The following is a 26,140-nucleotide window of genomic DNA, read 5'->3' on the forward strand; positions in this document are numbered from 1 at the left end:
ACACGTCGGTCGAAACGGGTATCGTCGAAAGTACGTCGGTCGGAGCGGGTAATGCTGAATACCGGACCGGGAAACCCTAACCGTGTCGGGCGAACGTGTTTTGGGGGTCGGCGGAAATGATGAGATATGGTGATGAAAGAGTCAGAGGAGAAGATCGGACGCGACGACCCCGTTCCGAACTTCGAACTCCGCGGCACGGACGGAGAATATCACACGCTGGGCGACTTCGCGGACTACGACGCCGTGTTACTGGTGTTCACCTGCAACCACTGCCCCTACGCGCAGGCGAAGTTCGACCTGCTCAACGACCTCGCGGACGAGTACGACGACGCGGCCGTCGTCGGCATCAACCCCAACGACGCCGACGAGTACCCCGACGACTCCTTCGAGGCGATGCAAGCGCGAGTGGAAGACGGGACGATAGGGTACGACGCTTACCTCCGCGACGAATCGCAAGAAGTCGCGGAGGCCTACGGCGCGGTCTGCACGCCGGACCCGTTCTTGCTCCGCAACGAGGGAGACACGTTCACGCTGGCCTACCACGGCCGCCTCGACGACGCGCTGAACCCCGACGCGGAGGCGACCGAGTTCTACATCCGCGACGCCATCGACAGCGTGCTGTCGGGCGAAGATGTGGACTTGGAATTCATGCCGTCACGTGGTTGCTCCATCAAGTGGAAATGACGAAAAGTAGGAGCGGGCGGTAACATTCGTGTCACGTCCCGACGTGAGCGTAACCGAATATTTTGGGAACCAGCTATAAGTGAGAATTCGTCGTGGTGGTATCCATGGCAGAAGGAAGCGATACGGTAACGAAATCGACGGGGTTCAGGTTGGCCAGAGTGATTTACGGCGGTCTTCTCACGTACATGGGGATTTCCGGGCTCCGGAACGTCGAAGCGCAGGCGGGTTACGCGGAGTCCAAGGGCGTCCCGATGCCCGAAACGTCAGTCGTGGCATCCCACTGGCTCCTCCTCGTCGGTGGCGTCGGAATCAGCCTGTGGAAACTTCCGGCCCTCGCCGCCAGCGCCGCCATCAGTTTCTTGGTCGGCGTCACCCCGTTCACCCACGACTTCTGGAATCAGGAGGGACAGGAACGACAGAACGAAGAGAACCACTTCCTCAAAAACGCGGCCATGCTCGGCGCGGCACTCGCCTTCCTCGGCGTCGCGGAATCCGAGAAGGCGAAAAAATCGACCGGCGAATGAGGAACCGAGCGACACGCGACGAACTGACCGGCGAATAACGAACTGACCGGCGAATAACGAACTGACCGGCGAGCGACGGACGGACCGCGATAGCGCTTTTTCGAACGGGTACACCGACCGCGGACCCGAGTGCAGCAAAGCTTTACGGGCGAATCCGACGAATCGGACCACATCGTGGCTCGCCTCGAAGACCCGCTCGAAATCGGAGGCGTCGAACTGCCGAACCGACTCTACCGCGCCCCGTTACTCGAATGCGCGGGCAACGGCGAAGACGCGGTGGATACTCTGCTTCGGGAACTCGAACCGGCCGCCGAGTCGGGAGTCGGTCTGATATGTCAGGGTGCGACCATCGTGCGCGGCGAGGGAGGGTGTGCCGCGCCGGGAATGACCAGGGTTCACGACCCCGCGTTCGTCTCGCGCCTCTCCCGACTCACGGACGCGGTGCACGACCACGGGAGTCGTATTTTCGTCCAACTCGAACACGGGGGCTTGCGGAGCATGGAGACGTGGCACGCGGGCTACCGCGCCGATCATCCGGAGTTGCGACAGTTGGCCGTCTCGCGGCCGCCCGCAGTCCTCCGATTGCTGGACAGAGCGGGCTTCCTCGACTACGACCCGCACGTCCTCTCGACGGCGGGGGTGTACGACCTCGCGGCCGATTTCGGCCGCTCGGCGGAATACGCGGTCGAAGCGGGCTACGACGGAATTCACATCGCCGGGGCGAACATGGGTATCGTCCAGCAGTTCCTCTCGCCGTTCTACAACCGCCGCGACGACGAGTTCGGCGGGTCGCTCGTGGGCCGGACGAGGTTCCTCGAAGTCGTGTACGACGAGATTCGGGAGCGCGTCGGCCCCGACGTCCCCGTCGTGACCAAGGTTCCCGCCGAAACGACCGCCCCGGCGTTCGTCCGGCGGCACCTCTCGCTCGCCGACGGAATCCGCATCTGCGAGCGGTTGGCCGACGTGGGATTCGACGCTCTCGTTCCGGTGCAGGCGTCGGTATTCTGGGACGCGAGCATCGTCCGCGGCGCGTTCCCGGCCCGCGCGTGGCGCGACGAGCGGTTCCGCGACGGGTACGGGGAGGCGTTCGGGAGCAAACCGCGCGCCGCGCTCGTCGCCCTGCTCAACTGGCTCCAGTCGCTGAAATACGACTTCGACCCGGCGTGGAACCGCCCGTTCACCCGTCGCGTCTCGTCGCGCGTGTCGGTGCCCGTGCTGGCCGAAGGCGGGATTCGGACCCGCGCCCAAATCGACCGACTGCTCGCCGAGGGCGCGTGCGACGCCGTGGGGATGGGTCGGCCGTTTTACGCCGAGCCGCGGCTCCCGGCGCGACTTCTCGAACGTCCGAACGCCACCGTCGCGTGCGAAAACTGCAACAACTGCACCGTCCCGCAAGCGACGGGGGCGCGCGGCGTCTGTCGAACGCCCAGCGTACTCGAAAAGCGCGGAGAGCTCCGGAAATCGGGTGCCTACGACCGCCCCGGTAACCCCAACCGCGAGGAGTCGTAACGGGTATTCGGTCGGGGACCCAATCGAGGGACAGTGACCGACGAGTACGAGATATCTGACTTCTACGACGCCATCGAAGACGTGGGGCGTCCGGTGCTCACCGCCGATGAGGTTGCCCGCGCACTCGGCTGTTCGCACGAGGACGCCAACCGCGTGCTGGAGCGACTCGCCGAGGAGCGCGACGTGGCGCGGCTCGACGTGGAGAACGACCCCGTGGTCTGGTTCCCGACCGAGTGGGAGCGACTCGCCGACCGCGAGCGAATCGTGGTGTTTCCCAAGCGCCGCGAAATCGTCGCCGACCAACCGGCGCAGTTCACGCGGGCACAACTCTCGCAGTTCGCCCACCTCACCGACACGACGCGGGCGGGGAGCTACAGTTATCGGGTCCGAGAAGAGGACATCTGGTCCGCGCCGTACGACTCCCTGGACGCCCTGATGCGGACCGTTCGACAGGTGCTCCCGGAGCCGTCGCCGGATTTGGAGGGGTTCATCGAGGCCCAATGGAAGCGCGCGCGGCAATTCCGCCTCTACACCCACGAGGACGGCTACGTCGTCCTCGAAGCCGCGAGCGACGACCTGATGGGGAACGTCGCCCGGCAGAAGTTGAGCGAGGACCACCTCCGCGCGCCCATCGCCGACGACGAGAGCTGGGTCGCGGAGGACAAGGTGGCCGAAGTCAAGCGAATCCTCTACGAGGCGGGCTACCCCGTGCAGGACGAACGCGACTTGGAAACCGGGGACGACCTCGACATCACCTGCGCCCTCGACCTGCGCGACTACCAGCGCGAGTGGGTCGAGGAGTTCGTCGACCTCAAATCCGGCGTCCTCGTCGGCCCGCCGGGAAGCGGGAAGACGGTGGCCGCGATGGGCGTCCTCGAAGCCGTCTCCGGCGAAAGCCTGATTCTGGTTCCGGGACGGGAACTCGCCGGGCAGTGGCGCGACGAACTGCTGGCCAGCACCAGCCTCACGCCGGAGCAGGTCGGCGAGTACCACGGCGGCGAGAAGAACGTCCGCCCGGTGACGATTGCGACCTACCAAACCGCCGGAATGGACCGCCACCGCCAGCTGTTCGACCAGCGACGGTGGGGGCTCATCGTGTACGACGAATGTCAACACATCCCATCACGGGTCTTCCGCCGGAGCGCGGACCTCCAGTCGAAGCACCGACTGGGATTGTCAGCGACGCCCGTACGCGAAGATGACAAGGAAAAGGACATCTTCACGCTCATCGGCCCGCCCATCGGGACCGACTGGGACGCGCTGTTCGAGGCCGGATTCGTCGCGGAACCCGAGGTAGAGATACGCTACGTCGGGTGGGACGAGGAGACCTATCACGGCGAGTACGCCAACGCCGACGGGCGGGGGAAGCGGCGAATCGCCGCGACGAACCCCGCGAAACTGGACGAGATTCGGTTCCTGCTCGCCGAACACCCCACATCGAAGGCGCTGGTGTTCGTGGAGTACCTCGAACAGGGCGACCGAATCGCGGAGGTCCTCGACGTGCCGTTCCTGAGCGGCCAGATGCGCCACGCGGAGCGCGAGCGGCACCTGCAGGCGTTCCGCGACGGCCGGGAGGACACGTTGGTCATCTCGCGCGTCGGCGACGAGGGAATCGACCTCCCGGACGCCGAAATCGCCATCGTCGCGTCCGGGTTGGGCGGGTCGCGGCGGCAGGGCGCACAGCGCGCCGGGCGGACCATGCGCCCCGCCGGACGCGCCCGGATGTACGTGCTGGCGACCCGCGGCACCCGTGAGGAGGAGTTCGCCCGCCAGCAGTTGCGCCATCTGGCGTCGAAGGGAATCCGGATTCAGGAAACCGTGCTGGACGAACCGGAGGAAGACGACTGACTCGGCGACGGGAGTGAAGTAACACCGACCACAACGTCGGGTATGGTCCGCGAAGTGCGACACGACGCGAACAGTCCGCTCAAGCTCGACGAGGACGACATCGACGAGGAGAAGGGTGATATCGCCGTCTGCCGGTGCGGCCTGTCCGCGGACTATCCATTCTGTGACGGCACGCACCGAACGACGTGGGACGAAGAGGAGGGAACGGTGTACCGGTACGAAGACGGCGAGCGACGGGTAATCGAGAAAATCGTCTACCGGGAAGGGGACGGGAGCGGCGACCACGGAGACGGCACCGACGACCGCGGGGACGGCAACCGCGACTACGGGGACGACAACGGCGACTGACGCGCCGCGTCGGCAACAACGCCTAACCGAATCGCCCGCGTCCCGAAGGTATGCGTCTCGGGGAAACGAGGGGGAGAAAATGAAGGGAATACTGGCGGGGTCGGTCGTCGCGGTCGTCGTCGCTGCCGCGATTGTCGGGGGAATCGGAGTCGCTTCGGGAGGAAGCGAGCCGGGCGCGGCGGAACCCCCCGCGGTCCAAGCGGTCGGCGTGACCGCCGACGTCGAGTACACGTGCCGGAACGTGACCGTGACGGTCGAACCCGAGTGGGTGCAGTACGACCTCGTTATCTTCTACGAGGATACCGTCACGGGAAAGCGAGGCAAGGCGCTCGTCGGCCCGATGCGCGGGAAGACGGTCGAACCGTACGGGAACGGCATCGTGTTCACGAGCGTCGAAGTGATGGTCAACGGGGCGACCGTCGAAACCGAGACCATCCTCGCGAAGTGCTACCCGGACACCAAGGACGCGACGCGCTCCGGGAGGTCGCCTATCGGCACCGATTCGGGGGTCTCGGCGAGCGCAGAGCGTTCCCGGAATCCGGTCCCGGTTGCGATGGCGACGACGGATTCTTCGGGGTCGATTTCGCCCGCGGTCGAAAGGTGACGGATTCCCGCCAGCGTCGTCGCCGAAGCCGGTTCGACGCAGAGACCGGCGCGGCGCGCGAGCAGTCGTTTCGCGTCGAGGATGGCGTCGTCCGCCACCGAGAGCACGGCTCCGCCGGTGTCACGAACCGCGGCGAGGACCCTGTTTCCGCTCGGCGGGGAAGCATTGGCGATGGAGTACGCCACCGTCTCGCCGCCATCGACGGGCGTCACGCTGTCCGCCCCGTTCCGGAACGCTTCTGCTATCGGGTCGCACGCGGCGGCCTGCACGAAGTAGAGTCGGGGGAGCGACTCGGCATTGAGCAGGTTCGCGTCGCGGAGTTCGCACACCGCCTTCCAGATGGCGCTGGCGTGGCCGCCGCTACTCACGGGGGCGACGATGGCGTCGGGGGTCCGTCCGTCGTCGGCGAACGCCTCGCAGATTTCCAGCGCCGTCGTCTTCTGGCCCGCGACCCGGAGCGGCGCGTCGGAGTTGACGAACCGGACGCCCGGTAGGTCGAGACTCACGTCGTACAGGCGTCCGTAGTCGCCCTCGACGCGCACCAGCGTCGGGTCGTACCGGGCGATGTGGGTCAGTCGCTCCGTCGGGATGTCGTCGGGAACGAGCACGAGGCAGTTCAGCCCCGCGCTGGCGGCCGTCGCGGCCGTGCTCATCGCCATGTTGCCGTGCGAAACGGTTCCCACCCAGTCGTCGCCCGCGTCGAGCGCTCGGGCGACGCCGACCGCGCTTCCGCGGTCCTTGAAGCTGCCCGTCGGGTTCGCGCTCTCGTCCTTGACCCGGAGTTCGCACCCGGCGTAGTCGTCGAGACGCGGCGTTCGAAACAGCGGCGTTCCGCCGACGACGGACCCGATACCCGGCGGGCGGGAGACGGGAAGCAGGTCGCGGTAGCGCCAGATGGACGAACGGGACGTTTCCGGCCACGAAACTCCCGTCGCATCCGTCCGGTCCGCTCGGTCCGTCGCGTCAACTCCATCCGTCCCGTCGGTTTTCAACCAGAGCGGTTCGCCGCACGAACAGCGCGCACCCGTCGCGGCTTCCCGACCGCACCGATAGCAGACCCGCGGCGGCGTTTTCGTCCCCGTCATCGAACCGCGTCCTCGTAGGTTCGTTTGGCGCGACTCGCGCCGTCGAGCAGATAGTCGGTGTCGATGCCGACGACCTGAAAGTCGAATCCGACGACCACCCAGCGTTCGACGTCCTCGGGGTCGAGGGCGATGCTCCCGACAGGAACGTCGGCGTCGTGGGCCGCGTCCAGAACAGCGGAAATTTCGGTGTCCAGCGACCCCGTGTCGCCGAACCGCCCTAGCGACGCGGAGAGGTCCGCCGGACCGACGAAGAGCGCGTCGATGCCGTCCACCGCGGCGATGTCGTCGGCGTTTTCGACGCCGCTTTCGGTCTCGATTTGCGCCACGACGAGCCGTTCGTCGTTCGCCCGCTCGAAGTAGTCGGCCAGGTTGCGGCCGTAGCGCGACGCCCGCGACCCGGCGACGCCGCGAGTTCCGTCCGGCGGATAGCGCGTCGCGTCGGCGATTCCGCGGGCCTGTGCCCCCGTCTCGACCATCGGAACGATGACGCCGGAGACGCCGGTATCGAGGACGCGCTTGAGCCGCGCGGGGTCGTCGTCCGCCACGCGAACGAGGGGTTCGGTGGTCCCGCTCGCGGCGTCCACGGCGCGGGCGAGGGTTTCGACCGTTTCGAACGACATGGCCGTGTGTTCGGCGTCGATGACCACGAAATCGAAGCCGAGTTCGGCGCACATCTCGGCGACCGCCGGGTGACCGATGGAAATCCACGACCCGACCGCGGCGTCGCCCGCACGGATGGCGGTTGGCAGTTCGCTCATGGGGTGCAGGACGGGTGGGAGGGAAAAATAGCACCGGGTCGGGGAAATCCGCGCTCAGTCCGCGCCGGTCACGCTGTAGATGACGAAGAGGTACCCGACCGTCGAGACGCCGTAGTTCACCGTGAGGAGCAACCGACTGTTGTTGAAGTCGGTGAGAAACGCGCTGAACGTGGTGGCGATGGCCGCCGCGACGAGGATGGAGAACCCGACCGAGAGGACGAGCATCGACCGACGGGACGTCTGTTGGTATGCGCGCATCGCTAACCCGACCATGGTGAGACCGGTCGCGGCGAGAACGACGCTGAGTACGATATACGTGATTTCGATAGCTTGCATGGAGTGTCGCCTTCGATTTTCGTGAACTACAAATCAGGCTACTGATTTAAAATTACTCCATATCGAAATCCACCGATCGGACGGCACGGACCGCGCCGAGTTCGGAATCGAATCCGACTCCGCGGGATTGAAAGATTATTTGACAGTGAGAGAACCGCCGTCCGTCAGAACAGCGTGACGGCGAGGAACCCGACGAGCAGCGTCCCCGTCACGACGAGTTGGAACACCGCCGAGGCCAGCAGGCCGACGATGGCGAACGTGGCCGTCTTGACCCCCCTCCCGGCATCGCGGGTTCGGACCAGTTCGACGGCGAACGTGGCGAGCGCGACGGCGACGAGCATCCCCAGCGGTCCCGTCGTGAACAGGGCGACGACGCCGACGACGCCCGCGACGGCGGCCGACCGGACCGAACCACCGCCCGCCCGGGCTGAAATCGCGCTTCCGGCGTACTCGGCGACGACCGCGGCGACCGCGAGGACCGTTGCAACGAGGACGAAGGGAAGACCGGGGTCCCCGAACCCCGTCCCCCACCAGTAGGCGTAGATGCCCGCGAGCGAGAGCGGAACGCCCGGCAGGAGCGGGACGACGCTGCCGAGGACGCCGCCCAGCAGGAGGGCGAGGGCGAGGAGGAAGGACCAATCCATGTGAAAGGGAAGGCGGTTGCGAGTCATAACCCTTCAGATTGCCCGATAGCTTTTGAACGCTAGCGACCGGAGATACGAGCGATGACGGTACTCGTCGCTGGCGCAACCGGGTTCGTCGGCCGCCACCTCGTCCCCGCACTCGTCGAGCGCGGTGAGGAGGTCGTGGCGATGACGCGGAACGCATCGACGTACGACCCGCCGGAGGGCGTTTCGGTCGTCGAGGCCGACCTGAACGACCGCGAGAGCCTTCGAGGAATCTTCGAGGGCGTGGACGTCGCGTACTACCTCGTCCACTCCATGGGCGAGAGCGAGGACTTCATGGCCCACGACCGGGTCACCGCGCGGAACTTCGTCTCCGCGGCGCGCGAAGGGAACCTCTCCCGCGTCGTCTACCTCTCCGGACTCGGAGGCGAGCGGGTCACCCTCTCCGACCACCTCAAATCGCGCCGCGAGGTGGAGTACATCCTCGGCACCGGCCCCTACGACCTCACCGTCCTCCGGGCGGCCATCGTCGTGGGGGGCGACAGCGCCAGCTTTCGCATGGTTCGACAGCTGTCGGAGCGCCTTCCGCTGATGATAACGCCGCGGTGGGTCGGGACCGACTGTCAACCCATCGCCATCGACGACGTGGTGGCCTACCTCGTCGGCGTCCTCGACGCGTCCGAGACGGCGGGAAAGACGTTCGAAATCGGCGGCCCGGACGTCCTCACCTACGGCGAGATGGTGATTCGGACGGGCGACCTGCTCGGCAAGCATTCCACCATGATTCCCGTTCCGGTCCTCACCCCGAAGCTCTCGGCCTACTGGGTCGACCTCGTGACGGACGTGCCGAAGGAGGTCGCCCATCCGCTCATCCTTGGCTTGAAGACGCGAACCGTCGTGGAGGACGACCGAATCCGCTCGCTCGTCCCCATCGAGTTGACGTCGTTCGACGACGCTGTTCGGCGCGCCATCGCATGAACCGCCCCGTCTATCGATGGACGTACGAGAGCATCGTGGACGCGATTCCGGGCGTCACGTTTCCCGATTGGCTCGCGCTCACGATACAGTTCGTCCTCTTCGAGGGAGTCATGTTGCTCCTCGCGTGGCGATACGACCTCTGGCACGCCGTCCCGGCGGGAACCGCGGCCATCGTCGTCGCCACCGCTGGAAGCGCGCTGATGCTCCTCATCGGCCGCCGAGTGCGGGACCTGTCGATGCCGACGGCGTACCGAAAGCTACTGTTCGGGTCGAGCATCGAGGTGGTGCTCGGCGTCATCGCGTACGCCGCTTTGATAACGTACCTGCTGGTGTACACTCCGCGGACGGGCGCACCGCTCCTCGAATCGCTGTTGGGAACCGTCCCGCCGATACCAGCGGTGTTCCTCACGCTGCTCGTCCTGTGGGACGTGTGCTACCGCATCGGCACCGCGTGGTGGGCGAGCGTCATCGGGTTCTGGGTCGCACTCCGGCATCCGACGGAGGGAGCGACGCGGCGGAGTCTCCGCCGCGTGGACGCCTTCGTCATCTGCTTCGCCCTGTTGCAACTCGTCCTCGTGCCGTTCGTCCGGGGCTACGACCTGCTGGTGTTCGCGCTGGTCGGCCACGTCGTCGCGGTGCTCTGCGTCTCGGGGAGCGCGATTTTTATCCGCACCCGTGGCTCAACTATTTAACGGATGACGGCATAATCCGTTGGTACAGGTTCCCAAGCCATGTCCGACAGTGACCCTTCGTTCTCGATTCCGCACCGGCCGCGACGGACGTATCCGCGGCAGGGCGGCGTCCGCTACGAGGGGGAGACGCTGTTTCGCCTCTCACCGAGTTCGGACCCCTCGGAGAACGACCTCGTGAACCTCGTCGAGCGCGTGCTCGACGCGGAGTCGTACACCTACGGCGACTGGTTCGACCTCCCTGTCCCGATGTATCTCGTGCGCGACCGCGAACACGACACCACGTTTCGCGTCGTCGTCCGATACGGGTCAGTCGAACTACACATCCTCCCTGACACGCGTTCGTCGGGGTTGCAGGCGCTCTATCATCGACTAACGGCGCGTTCGGACTGCTCGTGGAACGTCTCGTGCGAGTCGAACCCGAACTGACAAATCGAAACGGAGTACAACCATTATATACCATCGGCGGGTGAACGCAATCTAATGGCGCTCCACGTAGACTCCCGCGATTGGACCCTCCGTACGACCCACAATCGAGACGAGATGTTGGCGCTCGCAGACGAAGAAGGAATTCGAGCGGCACGGGCGTCCTACCCGTCCGGCTGGCTCTTTTTGACCCGCGACCCGTCGACCCGTGAGCTGGTTCGACTCGCCGCGGCGACCGGCGGCGAGTGGCAGGTAGAGGACCTCGCGCACGAACTCGACCGGGACCTCGAAGACGTCGAGCGAAGTTTGGAGGACCTCGTTGCGCTTCGCGTGTTCCGCGAGGACGACGAGACGTATCGACCGAACTCGGAAAGCGTCGTCGCGAACGCCGTCGGACAGTTACGAAGCGCGGCGGACGAGCGCGGCGCGTCCGACGGCTTCCGCGACCTCACGCAGCCCGAAGCGGTTCGCTTGCTGTTGGACGCACTCCTCGCCGTGGACGAGACGGAAGAGTTCACGCAGGACGACCTCCACGAACGCGTGGGGTTGTCTCGAAAATCGGTGTGGATGCACGTCGACCCGCTGGAGGAACTCGGCGTGCTCACGGACTCCGGTAGCGGCTACAAAATAAACGAATCGAGTTCGGTCTTCGCTCACATCAGAGCGCTGAACGCCGCGGTTCTCGGCACCGCCCTCTCCCCTTAAGCGGTCTGTGTCTGACTGAGATCCGCCCCGACGTAGTCCTCTTCCCATTCACGGCGCGCTTCGATTTCACGCGCACCCCTCCGGGTGAGCGTGTAGTAATTCGTTCGACGGTCTCGCTGTCCCTTCTCCACCAACCCTTTGTCCACGAGGGAGTCGAGATTCGGATACAGTCGCCCATGATGAATCTCCTTCTCGTAGTACGCTTCGAGTTCTTCTTTGATGGCGAGGCCGTGGGGTTCGTCCAGACCAGCGATGACGTACAGCAAGTCCCGCTGGAAACCAGTCAGGTCGTGCATGGTTCTCCCTATCCCTACAGAATCATGCAACAGACAAAAGAGTGATGGCCGCACCGAGTATACCCCGACGCTTGCTTGCGATTTTTTGAAAGAGCGTCTCGACCACTCTCCTGGCAAAATCTGTTGGAATATCTATGTTAATGGCCTCTCCCCAAACTCTATAGATACTCCCCCGGTCGTCACGTCCCGAGGGGCGACACGTCGAAAAAAGGACCGCTCGAAGCGGAACGGTCGGTCGAAATCGGGCGTCACGGAACGCACCGTCCGATTTTCTCGAGACGGACGTCTCGGCGTTTCCGGTTTTAGACGCGCGGCGAGGCGATGGATTCAACCCCGGATTTATGCCCACGTGTCTGGTTGTCTCACGCATGGCAATACGGGACGACCATCCCGACTTCGAGACGTATCGAGCCGCTCTCGGACACGAGCCACCAGAAACCCACCCCTCCCTCGCGGACGAGTTGCGCGCCGCGGTCGGCGGCGAAGTCAGGTTCGACCGATACACGCGCGTGCTGTACGCCACCGATGGCAGCATCTATCAGGCGCAACCGGCGGGCGTCATCTTTCCGACCGACGTCGAGGACGTCCAGGCCGCCGTCCGGGTCGCCGCCGACCACGACATGCCCGTCCTCCCGCGCGGTGCCGGGTCCTCGCTCGCCGGGCAAACCGTCGGTCCCGGCTGTGTCGTACTCGACCTCTCGCGGCACATGGATTCGATACTCGATGTGGACCCCGACGGCCGACGGGCGGTCGTCGAACCCGGCGTCGTGCAGGACGATTTGGACGACCACCTCGCGCAGTGGGACCTGAAGTTCGCCCCCGACCCGGCCTCCTCCAACCGAGCGACCGTCGGCGGCGGCATCGGCAACAATTCCACCGGGGCGCACTCGGTCCGCTACGGCATCACGGACGCCTACACCGCCGAACTCGACGTCGTGCTCGCGGACGGGTCGTTGATTCACACCCGCGACGTCGAACTCGACGGCGAGGAGTGGGACGAAATCGTCGGGAAGGACGACCGCGAAGCCGAACTGTACCGCACCGTCCGGGGACTCGTGGCGGACAACGAGGAGGAAATCGAAGCGCGCTATCCGACGCTCAAGCGCTCGGTCAGCGGCTACAACCTCCACAAGGTCGTCTTCGAGCGGGACGGGACGCGCTACATCAACCTCTCGAAACTGTTCGTCGGCGCGGAGGGGACCTTGGGCGTCGTCGTCCGCGCGACGCTGGATTTGGTGTCGCGTCCCGACGAAACCGCGCTCGCGCTCTACTGCTTCGACGACCTCGTGTCGGCGATGGAAGCGGTGCCCGAGGCGCTCGAATACGACGTGAGCGCGGTCGAGTTGATGGACGACGAGGTGTTCCGTCTGGCGCGCAACTCGTCCGAATTCGCCGCGTACGCCGAACCGATTCCCGAACGGGCGGCCGCGGCCCTCATGCTGGAGTTCGACGGCGAGTTGTGCGACGACTTCGAGGACGCCATCGCGGAGACGAACGCCCACTTCGTCCACGCGGGCGAGGCGTTCGACGTGCTCGGAGCCTACACCGAAGACGAACAAGCCGACCTCTGGAAGCTCCGGAAGGCGGCGATTCCGCTGTTGATGAGCATGGAGGGCGACCCGAAGCCCTACCCCTTCATCGAGGACGCCTCCGTGCCGCCGGAGGAACTGGCGGAGTACGTCCGGGAGTTCATGGACGTGCTCGAAAAACACGACACCTCGGCGGCCTACTTCGCCCACGCCGGAAGCGGCACGCTCCACATCCGTCCGATTTTGAACCTGAAGGAGACGGACGGCATCGAGACGATGCACGCCATCGCCGACGACGTGACTTCGCTCGTCCTCGACCACCACGGCGCGTTCTCGGGGGAACACGGCGACGGACTCGCCCGGACGGAGTTCAACCCGAAGATGTACGGCCAGCAACTCTGGGCTGCGTTTCAGGAGCTGAAGACGGCGTTCGACCCGGACTGGCGATTGAACCCCGGAACCGTCGTGTTCCGCGACGAGGACGGCGCGGACATGCGCGAGCACCTCCGATACGGTCCCGAGTACTCCTCGCTCGAACCGACGACGGTGCAGGACTTCTCCGACGAGGGCGGCTTCTCGCACCTCGTGGAACTGTGTAACGGCTGTGGCACCTGCCGCCAGACCGGGAGCGAGACGATGTGTCCGTCCTACCGCGGCATGAAGGACGAGATGGCGACCACGCGGGGGCGAGCGAACATGCTCCGCGCCGCCATCAGCGGCGAGATTCCGACCGAGGAACTGTACACCGACCGGTTTCAGGAGGAGGTGCTCGACCTCTGTCTGGGCTGTAAGGGCTGTGCCCGCGACTGCCCGACGGGCGTCGATTTGGCGAAGCTGAAGGCGGAGGTGAAACACGCCCACCACGAGGAGCGCGGCCCGAGTCGGCGGGACCGTTTCTTCGCGAACGTGGACACGATTTCGGCGCTCGGAAGCGCACTCGCCCCGGTCTCGAACTGGGCGACGCGGCTGCCGGGGTCGGACGCCATCGCCGAGAGACTCCTCGGCATCGCGCCCGAACGAGACCTCCCGACCTTCAGCAGGGAGTCGTTGGAAGAGTGGTTCGAGGCGCGCGGCCCCCGCGTTCCGAAGGACATCGCCACGGAGCACGTCGTCCTCGTTCCCGACACCTTCACGAACTACAGCTATCCGGCACCCGGCAAGGCCGCCGTCCGCGTCCTCGAAGCGGCGGGCGTCCACGTGCAGGTGCCTTCGAACCTCGCGCCGAGCGGTCGGGCGGCCTACTCCGAGGGCTTCCTCGATACGGCGAAAGAGAACGCGGAGAAAAACGTCACGGCGCTCGAACCGGCCGTTTCTGAGGGGTGGTCGGTCGTCTTCGTGGAACCCTCGGACGCTGTGATGGTGCAGGACGAATACCGGGACCTCGTGTCGGATTCCGCCGTCGAGAAAGTCGCCGCGAGCACCTTCGGCGTCTGCGAGTTCATCGACCGCGAGCGGTTGGACGACGACATCGAGTTCCGCGAGGTGACGGAATCGCTCGCCTACCACGGCCACTGCAACCAGAAGGCGCTCGGGAGCGACCACCACGCGGTGGGCGTGCTCCGCCGGGCGGGGTACGCGGTGGACCCCTTGGAGAGCGGGTGCTGTGGCATGGCGGGCAGTTTCGGCTACCGCGCCGAGCAGTACGACCTCTCGCAAGCCATCGGTCGAATCCTGTTCGAGCAGGTGGAAGAGAGCGACGCGGAAACCGTCGTCGCGCCCGGCGCGTCCTGTCGCACGCAACTCGAAGGCCACGAGGCGCGCCCGCCTCACCCCATCGAAAAGGTCGCGGAGGCGCTCCCTCGGGGGAGCGCGACGCGCTGACGCGTCGCCGCCTCGTTGCCGTCTCTCCCCACTCGCCGCGTCAACCGAGGAAGTACAACGCGGCGAAAAAGAGGACGAGCAAGAGGAACAGCACCATCACGGGTTTGAACGCGTCCAGTATCGAGTCGCCCGGCTTCTTCGGACCGGTACTGGTGAGGGGACCATCCGTAGTTTCATTTTTCCAAATAGTAGAATAAGCCTTGTGGGGAAAGCGTCCGAACGTCGGCGGTGAAATCCACGATAGTTCCTTATAAACGATTAAGGTGTCGGCGTTCGATTTTTCCGGCATGAAGCTCGGGACAGGGCTGTTCACCTGCCAGCGACGTCCGGACGACGACCGCTCGATGAGCGAGATATACGACGAGATGCTCGAACTCGGCGAGGTTATCGACGACTCCGGCCTCGACAGCATGTGGGTGTCGGAACACCACTTCGCCGAGGACGGCTACCTCCCGGCCACGATGCCCTCGCTCGCGGCGCTGGCCGCTCGCACCGAAACCGTCGAACTCGGAACCTGTATCGCGCTCGCCCCGCTCTACGACGGGGTTCGGCTCGCCGAGGACGCCGCGACGGTGGACCTGCTCGCCGACGGCCGACTGACGACGGGACTCGCCATCGGGTCGAACCCCCGCGAGTTCGAATCGTTCGGCGTCCCCCGCGAGGAGCGCGTGGAGCGCATGACCGACCTGACCGACCTCCTCCGTGCCTCGTGGTCCGACGGTCCGCTCGACTACGACGCCGAGTTCCACGACGTCTCCCCCGACGTGAGCGTGACGCCGAAACCCGAATCGGAGATTCCGATACTGTTCGGCGGGTCGGTCAAACCCGCCGTGCGACGCGCGGCCCGCGTCGCCGACGCGTGGTGTGCGCCCTCCGCCCTCTCCGTCGAGGGCGTCCGCAAGCGCAAGGAGGACATCGAGCGGGTTCGGGAGAAGGAAGGAATCGAGGGCGATTTCGAAGTGTACGTCCTCCAGCACGGCTTCGTCGCCGATTCCAAGGAAGAGGCGTGGGAAGCGATGAAACCCGGCTACTTCTACATTCAGCGCCGTTACGCGGAAATCTTCTCCGGCGAGTCGGTGGACGAACTGGACGCCGAGCGGAAAGCGGAGCTGAAAGAACAGGCCATCTTCGGCACGCCCGAGCAGGTGGCCGAGGAGTTGAACGAGTACCGCGACGCGCTGGGCGACGACGTTCACTTCATCTTCCGCACGTACCACCCCGGCATCGGCACCGACGCGATGGTCGAGTGCGTGGAGCGACTCGGGGACGAGGTTGCACCGCTAGTCCGGGAATAAGAGAGGGAAAACAGGCCGCCCCTCCCCATCGTTTCCGTCGTTCTACGGTCGGGAGGAGTCGGCCGTCAGGGCCAGAGACCCCGAACCCGATGGGCTTCGCCGATACGCGAAAGGGCGACGACGTACGCGGCGTCGCGCCACGTCACGTCGCGTTCTTCGACTTCCTCGCGCACGTCGTTCCACGCGTCGAGCATCTCGGCTTCGAGTTCGTCGTTCACGCGCTCCAGCGACCACTGCCGACGGTTGATGTCCTGTAGCCACTCGAAGTACGAGACGGTCACGCCGCCCGCGTTGGCGAGGATGTCCGGGATTACCGGGACGCCCCGCTCCGCGAGGATGGCGTCAGCGGAGGCGGTCGTGGGACCGTTCGCACCCTCGACCACGAGCGAGGCCCGTACGTCGTCCGCGTTCGCTCCGGTGAGGGCGTTACCGACGGCGGCGGGAACGAGCACGTCCACGTCGAGCGTGAGCAAGTCCTCGTTGCTGATGCAGTCGTCGGCGTACCGGGTGACGGCCTCGGGTTCCTCCTCGTGAGACGGGACCGCCGCCGTCTCGATGCCGTCGGGGTCGTACGCCGCGCCGTTCACGTCGGAAATGGCGACGACGGTCGCACCCCATTCGTCGAGGAGGCGGGCGGCGTTCGCGCCGACGCTCCCGAAACCCTGTACCGCGACGGTCGTTCCGTCGAGTCCATGGTCGTAGTACTCACACGCCTCGCGGGTGACGAGCGCGACCGAACGGCCCGGCGCTTCCTCGCGGCCGTACGAACCGCCGACGACCGGCGGTTTCCCCGTGACGACGCCGGGTTGGGTCTCGCCCTCCTGCATCGAGTAGGCGTCCATGAACCACGCCATCGTCTGGGAGTCGGTTCCCATATCGGGGGCCGGAATGTCGCTGTTCGGCCCGACCGTATCGCGGAGTTCCTGTGCGAACCGCCGCGTCAGGCGTTCGCGCTCGGAGTCCGAGAGTCGTTTCGGATTGACGACGAGGCCGCCCTTCGCGCCGCCGAACGGGATGTCCATGACGGCACACTTCCACGTCATCCACATCGAGAGGCCGATACACTCCTCCTCGGTCACGCCGGGGTGATACCGGAGGCCGCCCTTGTACGGCCCCCGCACGCTGTCGTGTTGCGCGCGGTACCCGGTGAACACCTCGACCGACCCGTCGTCTCGCTTCAGCGGGACGGTGACGCGGTGGACGTGGGTCGGGTGGCGCAAGCGCTCGACGATGTTCGCGTCGATATTCGTTCCGGCCGCCGCTCGGTTCAACTGTCGCCGTGCGGTGTCGAGCGCCGATTCCACGGGTCCGTCGCCGGGTTCGTCCGCCGGTTTCGGGTGCGAATTTACGTTGGATGCCATCGGCGGGTTATTCGAGGGGCGTCCCTCGATTGCGGAGGTGAACGTCGCACTCGTCACACGCTCCGGGGTGGTGGGTCGCGGCCACGATGGCACCGCACCGCGGACACTCGTACTGCGATTCCGTCGTCGGGTCGGGGTTTATATCTCGCATCGGAAATTCCTCCAATCGGCGACGACGCGCTGCTCGGTTGGCACCGACCGGTCGCCGCCACGTACCGCAATTTTTGCGACGCGTGCAAGTAATTGGATGTTGGATAGAGAAGCAGTTGGGGAAGAGGGTGCCTAGATAGTCAACCCCCATCCGGGACGGACGGGATTCGGTCGAAGACCGCGGCGAGGAGTTTCCGCTGCACTTTCCGCATGTGTTCGTAGAACGCGGCGGAGGAGATGTCCAGCATGGCGGCGACGGCCGCGCCGTCGTTCGCACGGGGGGATTCGAAGTAGCCGCTGTAGTAGGCCGTCTGGACGACTTCGAGTTGTCGATGGGTGATGTCGGACAGGAACCCGTCGCGGAACCTGCTCCCGGTGTCCGTCGGCCGCTCTCGCTCCCGCCGTGCGACGAGTTCGGACGAGGGGTACGCGTTCGAGAGCACGTCGTCGATGGTACGAACCGCGACCGGGGAGGGGACGAAAACCGTCGCCGTCGTGTCGCCGCCGTCGGAGCGGAGGCGTTCGAGCGTCGCCCCGGACTCGGCCAATCTGGTGGCGATGAACGGCGCGGTGAGCGTCAACTGGACCAATCCGCCCTCGTCGTCGCTCGAAACGACGCGAACGGACTCGGCCGAGACGATGGCGTTTGCGGCGGCGGCGACTTCGCTCGGCGACCCGCCCGACACGGCGACGAGAATTCGGGCACCGGAATCGAGTTCGCGGACGCCACCCCGCAGTTCGAGGGCGCAGTCCGCCCGCCGCGAGAGCGCGTTGAGGACGCAGTTTTCGTCGGTGATACGGTAGTCCAGTTCGACGACGGTATCGCTCACGAGCGCGCGTTTTCGCTCGACGGATTGGATGGCCGAGGCGATGGTCTCGCCGAGTTCGGACAGCACCGTCCGCGCCCGGTCGTCGAACGCGTTCGGGCGACCGGCGTACACCGAAAGCGTCCCGTAGGCGACGTCGCCGTGGGTCAGCGGAACCGAAAGTATCGACTGGAACCCGCGGGAGATGGCCTCCCGACGCCACGACGTGTCCTGCAAATCGTCCGCCACGTTCGGGACGACGGTGACGGAATCGGCGGCCGCCGTTCGACCCGCGGGGTCGCCCCGGGCGGTGAAATCGGCGGCGTCGAGATAGCCACGGTCGTCGCCCGCCCACGACCGGGGTTCGAGGTCACCCGACCCGGGGTCGGTGTCGCCGACCCACGCGAACTCGAACCGGTCGCTCGCGGTCAGCAGTTCACAGACCTCGGCTTCGATTTCCTCGCGCGAATCGGCCCGGACGAGGGCGCGGTCGATTTCGCGTATTATCTCGTTCGTCCGGTTCAACCGGGAGAGCTGGCGATTGCGCTGCTGGAGTTCGCGGTCGCGTTCGCGGAGTTCGTCCTCGCGCTCGATGCGGTCGAGCGCCGCCTCGACGGTCGCCGCGAGGAGGTCGATTATCTCCCTCGTCACCTCGTCCAGCGTGCCGCGTTCGTCGGCCGCGACGAAGACGCCGTGGTCCGAGAGCGGGATCAACAGCCCGCTCCGACGCTCGAGGGCCGTCACTGGGAACGGGTCGGATTCGGTCACGTCGTCGAACGTGAGCGTCGTCCGGTCCACGAACGCCCGACCGAGCGCGCTCGACTCGTCGAGCCGAACCGTCGGGAGCGGCCCCGAGAGCGACTCGATGGCGTCCGTGGCCGCGGCGGGCCACAGTTCGTTCGCGTCGGTATCGAAGAGGTACACGGCACACTCGTCCACGTCGAAGATGTCGGTCACGTCGTCGATGACGAGCGAAGCGATCTCCGGCGTCGTCTCCGCGTAGAGGAGGTCGCGGCTCGTGCGGTGAAGCGCGGTCAGCGCCCGCTCGCGGTCCTTCCGTTTGGTGATGTCGCGGCAGCTGTAGAGCGTCGTTCCGCCTTGAATCGAAACCCGCTTCACGTTGACGAGGAGCGTGTGTTCCCGCCCCGCCCTGTCGGTCGCGGTGCACTCGATGTTCGTGAGGAGCCCCTGGGAATCGAGCGTTTCCCGGTCGAACAGGTCGTCGCCGAGGAGCGCGTCGATGCGTCCGAGGTCCCGAATCTCCTCGACCGAGTAGCCGAAGATGTAGTGCACGTTCGGGCAGATGTAGGTGAATTCGCCCGAATCGTCCGTGACGAGGACGGTATCGGTCATGTTGTTGAGGGTAACGCGGTGGAGCTCCTCCGACTCGCGGAGCTCCCGTTCGAGGTGGGCGCGTTCGCTTACGTCGAGCGCCTCGACGACGACGCTGACGACGGCTCCGTCCCGGTCGGTCACCGGGCGGAACGAAACGTCGAGTTCGACGCGGCCGTCGGAGGCGCTGAACGCCGTCTCGAACCGCGTCACGGAGCCGTTCCTCGCGGTTCGGAGGGCGTCCCGTATCTCGTCCGGCGTCGTCTCCGACCGCTCCCACCACGGCGAGTCGGCGAACGACGCATCGACGACCGACGTCGCCGAAGCGTCGAGGAAATCGAGGGCGGTGCGGTTCGTCCGCCGAACCGACCCGTTCGGGTCGAGGACCCACATGAACGTCCGCGGGTCGTCGAACAGCGCGTCGAACTGCCGCGCCCGGCGGCGGCGAGCGCGGGCCGTCCGGTATCGGACGGCCGCCCGCCGAACGCGCCGGAAGAGGTCGTCGGTGAGCGACGGCCGGTCGTCGACGGGAACGTACTCCGTAACGTCGGCGGCGACGGCCCTGCTGGCCGTCGCCTCGTCGCCGTCGGAGGCGAGAAGGACAACCGGAAGGTCGGGATAGGCGGCGCGAACGACCTCCAGAAAACGAACGCCGGACATGTCCGCCAAGTCGAGCGAACAGACGATACAATCGACTTCGCCGGGCTGTGCCGTCAGCCACTCGTATCCGTCGTGACCGCGAGCGGCGGTCGTGACGAGGGTTTCGGCGGCCGCGGAGAGGTCGGCGACGAGCGGCGTTCGCCAGTTCGGGTCGCCGACCACGAGCACCGAAATCGGTCCCGCGGGCGGGTCGGCGGAACGTGGTGTCGGTTCCATCGTCGGGAGGTGAGGCGAGCAGCGGTTAAATCACGTCGGTCTCCGAATCGGGGGACGACCGAGGTCGGCGCACGAACCGGCACGGGAGCGGTAAAGCTGTCAAGTCGAGAACCGTCACGCCGCTCTCGCACCATAGTTCCCACCTGTCCGGAACAAATAATTCGAATCTTCCGGAATGGAAAGAAAACCGGGGAAGAGGACGAAACGGTCGAACATGGCAACGACACCAACGGTTCGAACCGCCGACGAACCGCTCGACGTTCGGTTCACCGACGCCGAACTCGACGCCGAACGCGAGCGAATCCTGTCGGTCATCGAGGAACACGTCGCGGGAGAGGTGGAGCGCATGGACGTCTCGCGGGAACTCGACACCGCCGTCGTGGGACTCTCGGGCGGCGTCGACAGCACGCTGGTCGCCTACCTCGCCGTCGAGGCGCTGGGGACCGAGAACGTCTACGGAATCGTGATGCCGAGCGAGGCGAGCGGCGACGAGACGATGAGCGACGCGGAACGCGTCGCGTCCGACCTCGGCATCGACTACGACGTGGTGGAGATACAGCCGATAGTCGACACGATAACCGACGCCCTGCCCGACCACGGGGAGAGGGACGACCCGGTTGGACGGTTCCAGCGCGACCTGACCGCGCTCCGAACCCGAACCCTCCTCGAATACCTGAACGTGATGGAGATGAACGGCGTCGTCGTCGGAACGAGCAACCGAAGCGAGTGGCTGACCGGCCACTTCGACAAGTACGGCGACGCGGCCGTCGATTGCCAACCCATCCTCCACCTGTACAAAGGACAGGTCCGACAGTTGTCGAGGTACGTCGGCGTCCCCGACCGAATCGTCGAGCGCAAGGCGAGTCCCGAAATCGGCGCGGCGGGGACGGACGAGGAGAACCTCGGTGCCGACTACGAGACCATCGACTCGGTGCTCGCGCTGACCGTCGACGGGCCGGTATCGCCGGGTCGAACCGCGGAACTCCTCGGCGTGGCGGCGGAAACCGTCGAGCGAATCGTCTCCCTGTACGAGCAGTCCGACATGGAACGGACGTTCCTGCCGTCGCTCGACCTTCGCGCCGGTACCTGATCAGTCCGCGAACAGCGACCGGTCCACCGACGGTTCGGGGTGACCCGTTCCCGAGCGATTCGGAAGCCGCGCCAACAGGCTCATCAGGGCCGCACCGCCCCGCAACAGGTGCGGTTCGAGCGGGTCCGGGAGACGGTCGCGCCACGAGAGGAGCGAGGACAGGCCGCGTCCGCGCGACCGCTGTCCTCGTATCGTCCGCTCGACGGCGGGGCGGCGGTTCCTCTCGACCCGCCAGAGGGCGGCGTTCGAAATCGGACCGTCGCCGCGAGTCAGCACGGGCGTCAGTAGGCGGTGTGCCTCCACGGCGTCCTGGATGGCGAGGTTGTTCCCCTCGGCACCGACGGGCGACGCGACGTGGGCGGCGTCGCCGATGAGGAGCAGACCGTCGTCGGTCCACCGCTCCGCGAGTCCGGAACGGACCGACAGCAACGAACACTGGTCGAAGGACGTCAAGTGCGATTCCACGCTGTCCGCGATGGCGGGTTCGATTCCCGCGACGGTCTCTCGAAAGCGGGCGATGCCGCGGTCGCGTACCGCGGGATAGCGACCCTCGGGCACGAGCAATCCGTACTGGGATTCGCGTTCGGAAAGCGGGGAGTACACCAACACACCGTCGTCCTCGATGCGAATGTGCGTCGTGAAATCCGCCGTCGCGCGGGGGAGCCTGAACCAGATGACTTCCGTCCCGGATTCGTCCATCCCCGCGTCGATTCCGGCGGCCCGTCGAGTCGCCGAAAACCGGCCGTCGGCCCCGATGACGAGTCGGCTACGGAAGTCGTGCATCTCGCCATCCGGGCGAGAGGTGGCCGTGATGCCCGCGACGGCGCCGTTCTCGCGGAGGAACCCGTCGAACGAGGTCCCGGCGTGGAACGTGAACGTCTCGAACTCCCGAGCGCGTTCGATGAGGAGTCGAAGCAACGGGGGTTGCTTGAGCAGGAGAACGCGCCGGTCGTCGAAATCGAACACCGGATACGACTTGCCGTAGGCGACGACCGTTCCGCGGGAGACGGTTTCGTGGGGCAACTCTTCGACGTCCGCGAGGAGGTCCATCTCGTCGAAGCGTCGCGGAATCGGCGGGCGAAAACCGTAGCCGCGGAACTCGCGGTCCAGCGTTCGCTGGCGTTCGACGAGAACCGTCTCCACGCCGCTTCTGGCGAGCAGGTAGCTGACGACGCATCCCGCCGGTCCGGCACCGACGACGATTACGTCGGCCGACCGTGCGGTCATCGGTGGGATACCTCCGCGGTCGGACGGGCGAAAGCACGGGGGGGACGAAACGGCGGGTGATTACGAGTTCGTGTCAATGAACGACGGTTGCGGCGAGGAGGTCGAAAAATTTTCGAGACGGTATAATCCGAATCCGATTATGTCGTCGGCGACGTCGTGCGGTGAGCTGTCACCACGAGAGCCGCTCGGCCCTAAAACGTCGGGCGAGTTCGGCGACGGGAACCCGTTTTCCGAGTTCGAGCACGACGAGTGCGCCAGCGCAGAACGCCACGCCGGTCAGCAGGAGTGCAAGCTGCGGAGACAATCCGAACCGGGTGAAAAAGAGCGGGTCGTCCCAGATGTTCGTGGCGGTGCGGAACGACTGGAGCGGCGTCACCGCCGCGCCGAGCAGGAACAGCGACCCGACGAGGGTGCCACCGACCCACAGGACGCGGAGGATAATGCGCTGGGAGACGGCCGGGTTCTGACGGATGTAATCCCGAGAAAGCCAGAGCGAACCGAGCGCGACGGCGGCGAAACCGCCGAGAACGACGACGACTCGCGGATGTACCTGTACGTAGGTGAGCGTTTCCGTGATTTCGCCGGACAGCGCGCCGAGCAGTATCCCGAGCGGCGACGTTTCGCCCGAACCGCTGTAGACCAGAAACGTGAGCAGGAGGTTGAAGACGAACGCGCCGCTGGCGGAATACGTGACGAACTTCCGGAGGTCCATCTCCGCGATTCCGGCGGGAATCGAGATGACGGCGCGCATCAGCGGCACCATCCGACCCCAGAGAACCGAACTCTCGCCCCAGCGCTGGAACCACTGACGACCGCGATGGATGTCGTCCTCGGTGACGTGAACGAGGTGTCCGTACCGACCCAGTACGTACTCGCTGTTCTTTCCGAGAACGAAGTACGCGAGGACGCTCCCGACGGTGGCACCGACCGTCGCGTCGAGGACGAAGACGCCGAACGAGAGCGGGTCGTGAACGAGTTGGCTGGCCGCGAACGGGACGACGAGTTCGCTGGGCGCGAAGTGAAGGATGAACGCCGTTTCGAGCGCCATGTACACGAACACGGCGAAATAGCCGTAGTCGGAGACGAACGACAGGACGGCATGCGTCACCCAGTCGAACATTCGAGCGGATATCGAACGAGCGCGATTATCAACTTAGTGGTGGTCCCGTCGAGACGGCGCTCCGGCATCGAACTCGGTGTCATTTCCACGACAAATGACGGGAAGAGAACGCACATCGAAGGCGAATTATCCGGAAAATAACCTGACTGAGGAAGATCTAAATAGATGCCGAAATCGAATGCAGTCGGGCACGTATAGTGAGTAACAGCTCTCGGATAGTTTCGAGCAAATATATTCTATATTCGGTGCACGGCCGCTATGTACCACATCAGCATCCACATATATACGTTGATTATCGGTTTGTCGAATCAAGCGACCGTATGCCAGAAACATACTCCCGGCGGAAAATGCTCGGCCTCCTCGGTCTGACGGCACTCTCGACGACCGGCATCGCGGTCGCCGAGAAAGACGACGATAGTAACGAGACCACCGAGGAGACGAAAAAGAACGGCGGGCATAGCAACCCGAACGAGCCATCCCTGACGCGGTTTGCCACCGTCCCGCTCGGAGCGGAAGTCACCGGCCTTCGCGTCGCACCCGGCGGAGAGCTGTTCTTGAACGTCCAGCACCCGGACGAAGCGAACCCGGCACCGTACGACGCGAGCGTCGTCGGTGCCGTCGTCGGCATCGACGGAACGGGAGTTCCGACAGATATCCCGAACCTCTCGGTTCCGACGACCGACGCCGAGAAACGCACGACCCGGACGGCCGTCGGCGAGCACCAAGTGCTGGCGACGGGCGCGCAGAAGCTCGGAAACGGCGACCTGCTCGGGGTGCCGAACGACGCCGACGGGAACCCCATCTCGGACGAAGCCGAATCCGACATGAACGCGTTCGTGCCGACTGGCGAGAACGAGGGCTACCTCTTCACGAACTGGGAAGCCCAACCCGGCATGATTTCGCGGCTGTTCATCAGCCGCGAGGACGATGCCGCGAAGTGGAGCGTCGATTCGGACAGTATCGAGAATCTCGACGTGCGAGAGATGGAAGGGACGTGGAACAACTGCAACGGGTCGCTCAGCCCGTGGAACACGCCGCTGTCCAGCGAGGAGTACGAACCGGACGCGAAAGCGTGGTTCGAAAGCGACGAGAAAACGTACGGCAACGCGGAGAAGACGTTCGAGGAGTACCTCGGCTACTTCGGCAACGCCTACCGCTACGGCTACATCGTGGAAGTAGAGGACCCGGCCGGTGACGCGACGCCGACGAAACGGTTCGCGCTGGGCCGCGCGTCCCACGAAGTCGGCGAAGTGATGGCCGACGAGCGCACCGTCTACCTCACCGACGACTACGGGGGCGGCGTCCTCTACAAATTCGTCGCCGACGAGGCGGGCGACTTGAGCGCCGGGACGCTCTTCGCCGCGAAACTGGAGCAGGACGCGACGGACGACGTGACGAAGGCCGGATTCGACGTGGAGTGGGTCGAACTGGCGCACGCGACGGAGGACGAAATCGAGTCGTGGATCAGCGAGTACGACGACCAAGACCCGACCGCGGACGGGTACGAGGCGGACTACATCACTGACCACGAGATTCGAGAGTGGGCGAACGGCAATGCCGAGGACGACCGGGTAGCGTTCCTCGAAACCCGAAAGGCCGCCGCCGCGGTCGGCGCGACGAACGAGTGGCAGAAGCTCGAAGGCGTCAGCGCCCCGAGCGACGCCAAACCGGGCGACTTCATCAACATCGCCTGTTCGAACGTCCGCGACACGATGAGCGACGTGGACGGCGACGTGATGCTCCAAGGCGACGGGTACGGAGCCGTCTACACCGCGCGGCTGACCGGGAACTACGACATCCGACGCATCGAACCGTCGCTGGTCGGCGGTCCGGAGGCGAACGTCGTCGCCCCCGGCGCGGACGGCACGGACGCGAACGGTATGCTCGTGAACACGCTCGCAAATCCCGACAACATCTTCACGCTTGAAGACGGCCGCGTGCTCGTCGGCGAGGACGGCGACCACGAGAACAACGTCCTCTGGCTGTTCTCCCCCGGAAAGCGCGACTGGAACGGACGCGACGACGAGAACGACGGCACGGACGAAAACGAGGGCAAGGACGGCTGGCAGGGCGACGAGGACGACGAGAAAGACGACTGCTGAGCCGAGCGAGCCGCC

General features: G+C 65.6%; 24 protein-coding genes. 13 read left to right on the forward strand and 11 right to left on the reverse strand.

What is annotated here, in order from left to right; genetic code table 11:
• Positions 1-126 precede the first annotated feature (126 nt).
• The 5 genes from V5735_RS18340 to V5735_RS18360 all read left to right on the forward strand — a co-directional run bounded on the left by V5735_RS18340 (position 127) and on the right by V5735_RS18360 (position 4,913).
• A complete protein-coding gene (locus tag V5735_RS18340; RefSeq protein WP_423746203.1) occupies positions 127-684 on the forward strand; it encodes a thioredoxin family protein in 558 nt (185 codons plus the stop codon).
• A 104-nt stretch (positions 685-788) separates the two neighbouring features.
• On the forward strand, positions 789-1,208 hold the full coding sequence (locus V5735_RS18345; protein WP_423746204.1) for a DoxX family protein: 420 nt from the start codon (positions 789-791) through the stop codon (positions 1,206-1,208).
• A 174-nt stretch (positions 1,209-1,382) separates the two neighbouring features.
• On the forward strand, positions 1,383-2,717 hold the full coding sequence (locus V5735_RS18350) for an NADH:flavin oxidoreductase (RefSeq protein WP_423746396.1): 1,335 nt from the start codon (positions 1,383-1,385) through the stop codon (positions 2,715-2,717).
• 33 nt (positions 2,718-2,750) lie between these two features.
• Positions 2,751-4,565 carry a DEAD/DEAH box helicase gene (locus V5735_RS18355; RefSeq protein WP_423746205.1) on the forward strand — a complete coding sequence of 605 codons (1,815 nt, stop codon included), beginning with the start codon at positions 2,751-2,753 and terminating at the stop codon, positions 4,563-4,565.
• A gap of 42 nt (positions 4,566-4,607) precedes the next feature.
• Positions 4,608-4,913, forward strand: coding sequence for a CDGSH iron-sulfur domain-containing protein (locus V5735_RS18360; protein WP_423746206.1), 306 nt, complete (start codon positions 4,608-4,610; stop codon positions 4,911-4,913).
• A gap of 447 nt (positions 4,914-5,360) precedes the next feature.
• On the opposite strand, the gene thrC is transcribed toward V5735_RS18360, so the two are convergent.
• From thrC to V5735_RS18380, 4 genes are all read right to left on the reverse strand, one after another.
• Positions 5,361-6,602: a threonine synthase gene (thrC, locus tag V5735_RS18365; protein ID WP_423746207.1), complete on the reverse strand. Its 1,242-nt coding sequence runs from the start codon at positions 6,600-6,602 to the stop codon at positions 5,361-5,363.
• On the reverse strand, positions 6,599-7,360 hold the full coding sequence (locus tag V5735_RS18370; protein ID WP_423746208.1) for an HpcH/HpaI aldolase family protein: 762 nt from the start codon (positions 7,358-7,360) through the stop codon (positions 6,599-6,601). The genes thrC and V5735_RS18370 overlap by 4 nt, the downstream gene beginning before the upstream one ends.
• Positions 7,361-7,414: 54 nt before the next feature.
• Positions 7,415-7,696, reverse strand: coding sequence for a DUF7521 family protein (locus V5735_RS18375; protein WP_423746209.1), 282 nt, complete (start codon positions 7,694-7,696; stop codon positions 7,415-7,417).
• A 164-nt stretch (positions 7,697-7,860) separates the two neighbouring features.
• A complete protein-coding gene (locus tag V5735_RS18380; protein ID WP_423746210.1) occupies positions 7,861-8,340 on the reverse strand; it encodes a DUF456 domain-containing protein in 480 nt (159 codons plus the stop codon).
• Between the two features lie 81 nt (positions 8,341-8,421).
• On the opposite strand from V5735_RS18380, the gene V5735_RS18385 reads away from it, so the two are divergent.
• The 4 genes from V5735_RS18385 to V5735_RS18400 are packed head-to-tail and all read left to right on the forward strand — an operon-like array spanning position 8,422 to position 11,120.
• Positions 8,422-9,300, forward strand: coding sequence for an NAD(P)H-binding protein (locus tag V5735_RS18385; RefSeq protein WP_423746211.1), 879 nt, complete (start codon positions 8,422-8,424; stop codon positions 9,298-9,300).
• The gene (locus V5735_RS18390; RefSeq protein ID WP_423746212.1) at positions 9,297-9,992 is read left to right on the forward strand and encodes a DUF7530 family protein; all 696 of its coding nucleotides are present in this window, start codon (positions 9,297-9,299) and stop codon (positions 9,990-9,992) included. The genes V5735_RS18385 and V5735_RS18390 overlap by 4 nt, the downstream gene beginning before the upstream one ends.
• Positions 9,993-10,031: 39 nt before the next feature.
• A complete protein-coding gene (locus V5735_RS18395; RefSeq protein ID WP_423746213.1) occupies positions 10,032-10,418 on the forward strand; it encodes a hypothetical protein in 387 nt (128 codons plus the stop codon).
• A 54-nt stretch (positions 10,419-10,472) separates the two neighbouring features.
• A complete protein-coding gene (locus V5735_RS18400) occupies positions 10,473-11,120 on the forward strand; it encodes a hypothetical protein (RefSeq protein WP_232423891.1) in 648 nt (215 codons plus the stop codon).
• Here the strand turns inward: V5735_RS18400 and V5735_RS18405 are convergent.
• Entirely contained in the window at positions 11,117-11,416 is a 300-nt protein-coding gene (locus V5735_RS18405; RefSeq protein WP_007978070.1) for a PadR family transcriptional regulator, read from the reverse strand. The two genes, V5735_RS18400 and V5735_RS18405, sit on opposite strands and share 4 nt — an antisense overlap.
• 368 nt (positions 11,417-11,784) lie before the next feature.
• On the opposite strand from V5735_RS18405, the gene V5735_RS18410 reads away from it, so the two are divergent.
• Positions 11,785-14,766, forward strand: coding sequence for an FAD-linked oxidase C-terminal domain-containing protein (locus V5735_RS18410; protein ID WP_423746214.1), 2,982 nt, complete (start codon positions 11,785-11,787; stop codon positions 14,764-14,766).
• Between the two features lie 40 nt (positions 14,767-14,806).
• On the opposite strand, the gene V5735_RS18415 is transcribed toward V5735_RS18410, so the two are convergent.
• Complete coding sequence (locus V5735_RS18415; protein WP_423746215.1) at positions 14,807-15,055, reverse strand: hypothetical protein; 249 nt, start codon at positions 15,053-15,055, stop codon at positions 14,807-14,809.
• Here V5735_RS18415 and V5735_RS18420 point away from each other — a divergent pair.
• The gene (locus tag V5735_RS18420) at positions 15,054-16,061 is read left to right on the forward strand and encodes an LLM class flavin-dependent oxidoreductase (protein WP_423746216.1); all 1,008 of its coding nucleotides are present in this window, start codon (positions 15,054-15,056) and stop codon (positions 16,059-16,061) included. The two genes, V5735_RS18415 and V5735_RS18420, sit on opposite strands and share 2 nt — an antisense overlap.
• A 65-nt stretch (positions 16,062-16,126) precedes the next feature.
• On the opposite strand, the gene gdhB is transcribed toward V5735_RS18420, so the two are convergent.
• The 3 genes from gdhB to V5735_RS18435 form a co-directional block, all read right to left on the reverse strand.
• Complete coding sequence (gdhB, locus tag V5735_RS18425) at positions 16,127-17,422, reverse strand: glutamate dehydrogenase GdhB (RefSeq protein WP_423746217.1); 1,296 nt, start codon at positions 17,420-17,422, stop codon at positions 16,127-16,129.
• A 7-nt stretch (positions 17,423-17,429) separates the two neighbouring features.
• On the reverse strand, positions 17,430-17,573 hold the full coding sequence (locus V5735_RS18430; RefSeq protein WP_423746218.1) for a rubrerythrin-like domain-containing protein: 144 nt from the start codon (positions 17,571-17,573) through the stop codon (positions 17,430-17,432).
• Between the two features lie 139 nt (positions 17,574-17,712).
• Complete coding sequence (locus tag V5735_RS18435; protein ID WP_423746219.1) at positions 17,713-20,586, reverse strand: bacterio-opsin activator domain-containing protein; 2,874 nt, start codon at positions 20,584-20,586, stop codon at positions 17,713-17,715.
• Between the two features lie 214 nt (positions 20,587-20,800).
• On the opposite strand from V5735_RS18435, the gene nadE reads away from it, so the two are divergent.
• On the forward strand, positions 20,801-21,676 hold the full coding sequence (gene nadE / locus V5735_RS18440) for an NAD(+) synthase (protein ID WP_423746220.1): 876 nt from the start codon (positions 20,801-20,803) through the stop codon (positions 21,674-21,676).
• Here nadE and V5735_RS18445 read toward each other — a convergent pair whose 3' ends face one another.
• Positions 21,677-22,903 carry an FAD-dependent monooxygenase gene (locus tag V5735_RS18445; protein WP_423746221.1) on the reverse strand — a complete coding sequence of 409 codons (1,227 nt, stop codon included), beginning with the start codon at positions 22,901-22,903 and terminating at the stop codon, positions 21,677-21,679. It abuts the gene before it with no gap.
• 169 nt (positions 22,904-23,072) lie between these two features.
• The gene (locus tag V5735_RS18450) at positions 23,073-24,023 is read right to left on the reverse strand and encodes a DedA family protein (protein WP_423746222.1); all 951 of its coding nucleotides are present in this window, start codon (positions 24,021-24,023) and stop codon (positions 23,073-23,075) included.
• A 320-nt stretch (positions 24,024-24,343) separates the two neighbouring features.
• Between V5735_RS18450 and V5735_RS18455 the strand changes: the two genes are divergently transcribed.
• Complete coding sequence (locus tag V5735_RS18455) at positions 24,344-26,125, forward strand: alkaline phosphatase PhoX (RefSeq protein WP_423746223.1); 1,782 nt, start codon at positions 24,344-24,346, stop codon at positions 26,123-26,125.
• Positions 26,126-26,140: the final 15 nt, after the last annotated feature.

The sequence above is a fragment of the Haladaptatus sp. SPP-AMP-3 genome, from assembly GCF_049568665.1.
GTDB lineage: Archaea > Halobacteriota > Halobacteria > Halobacteriales > Haladaptataceae > Haladaptatus > Haladaptatus paucihalophilus.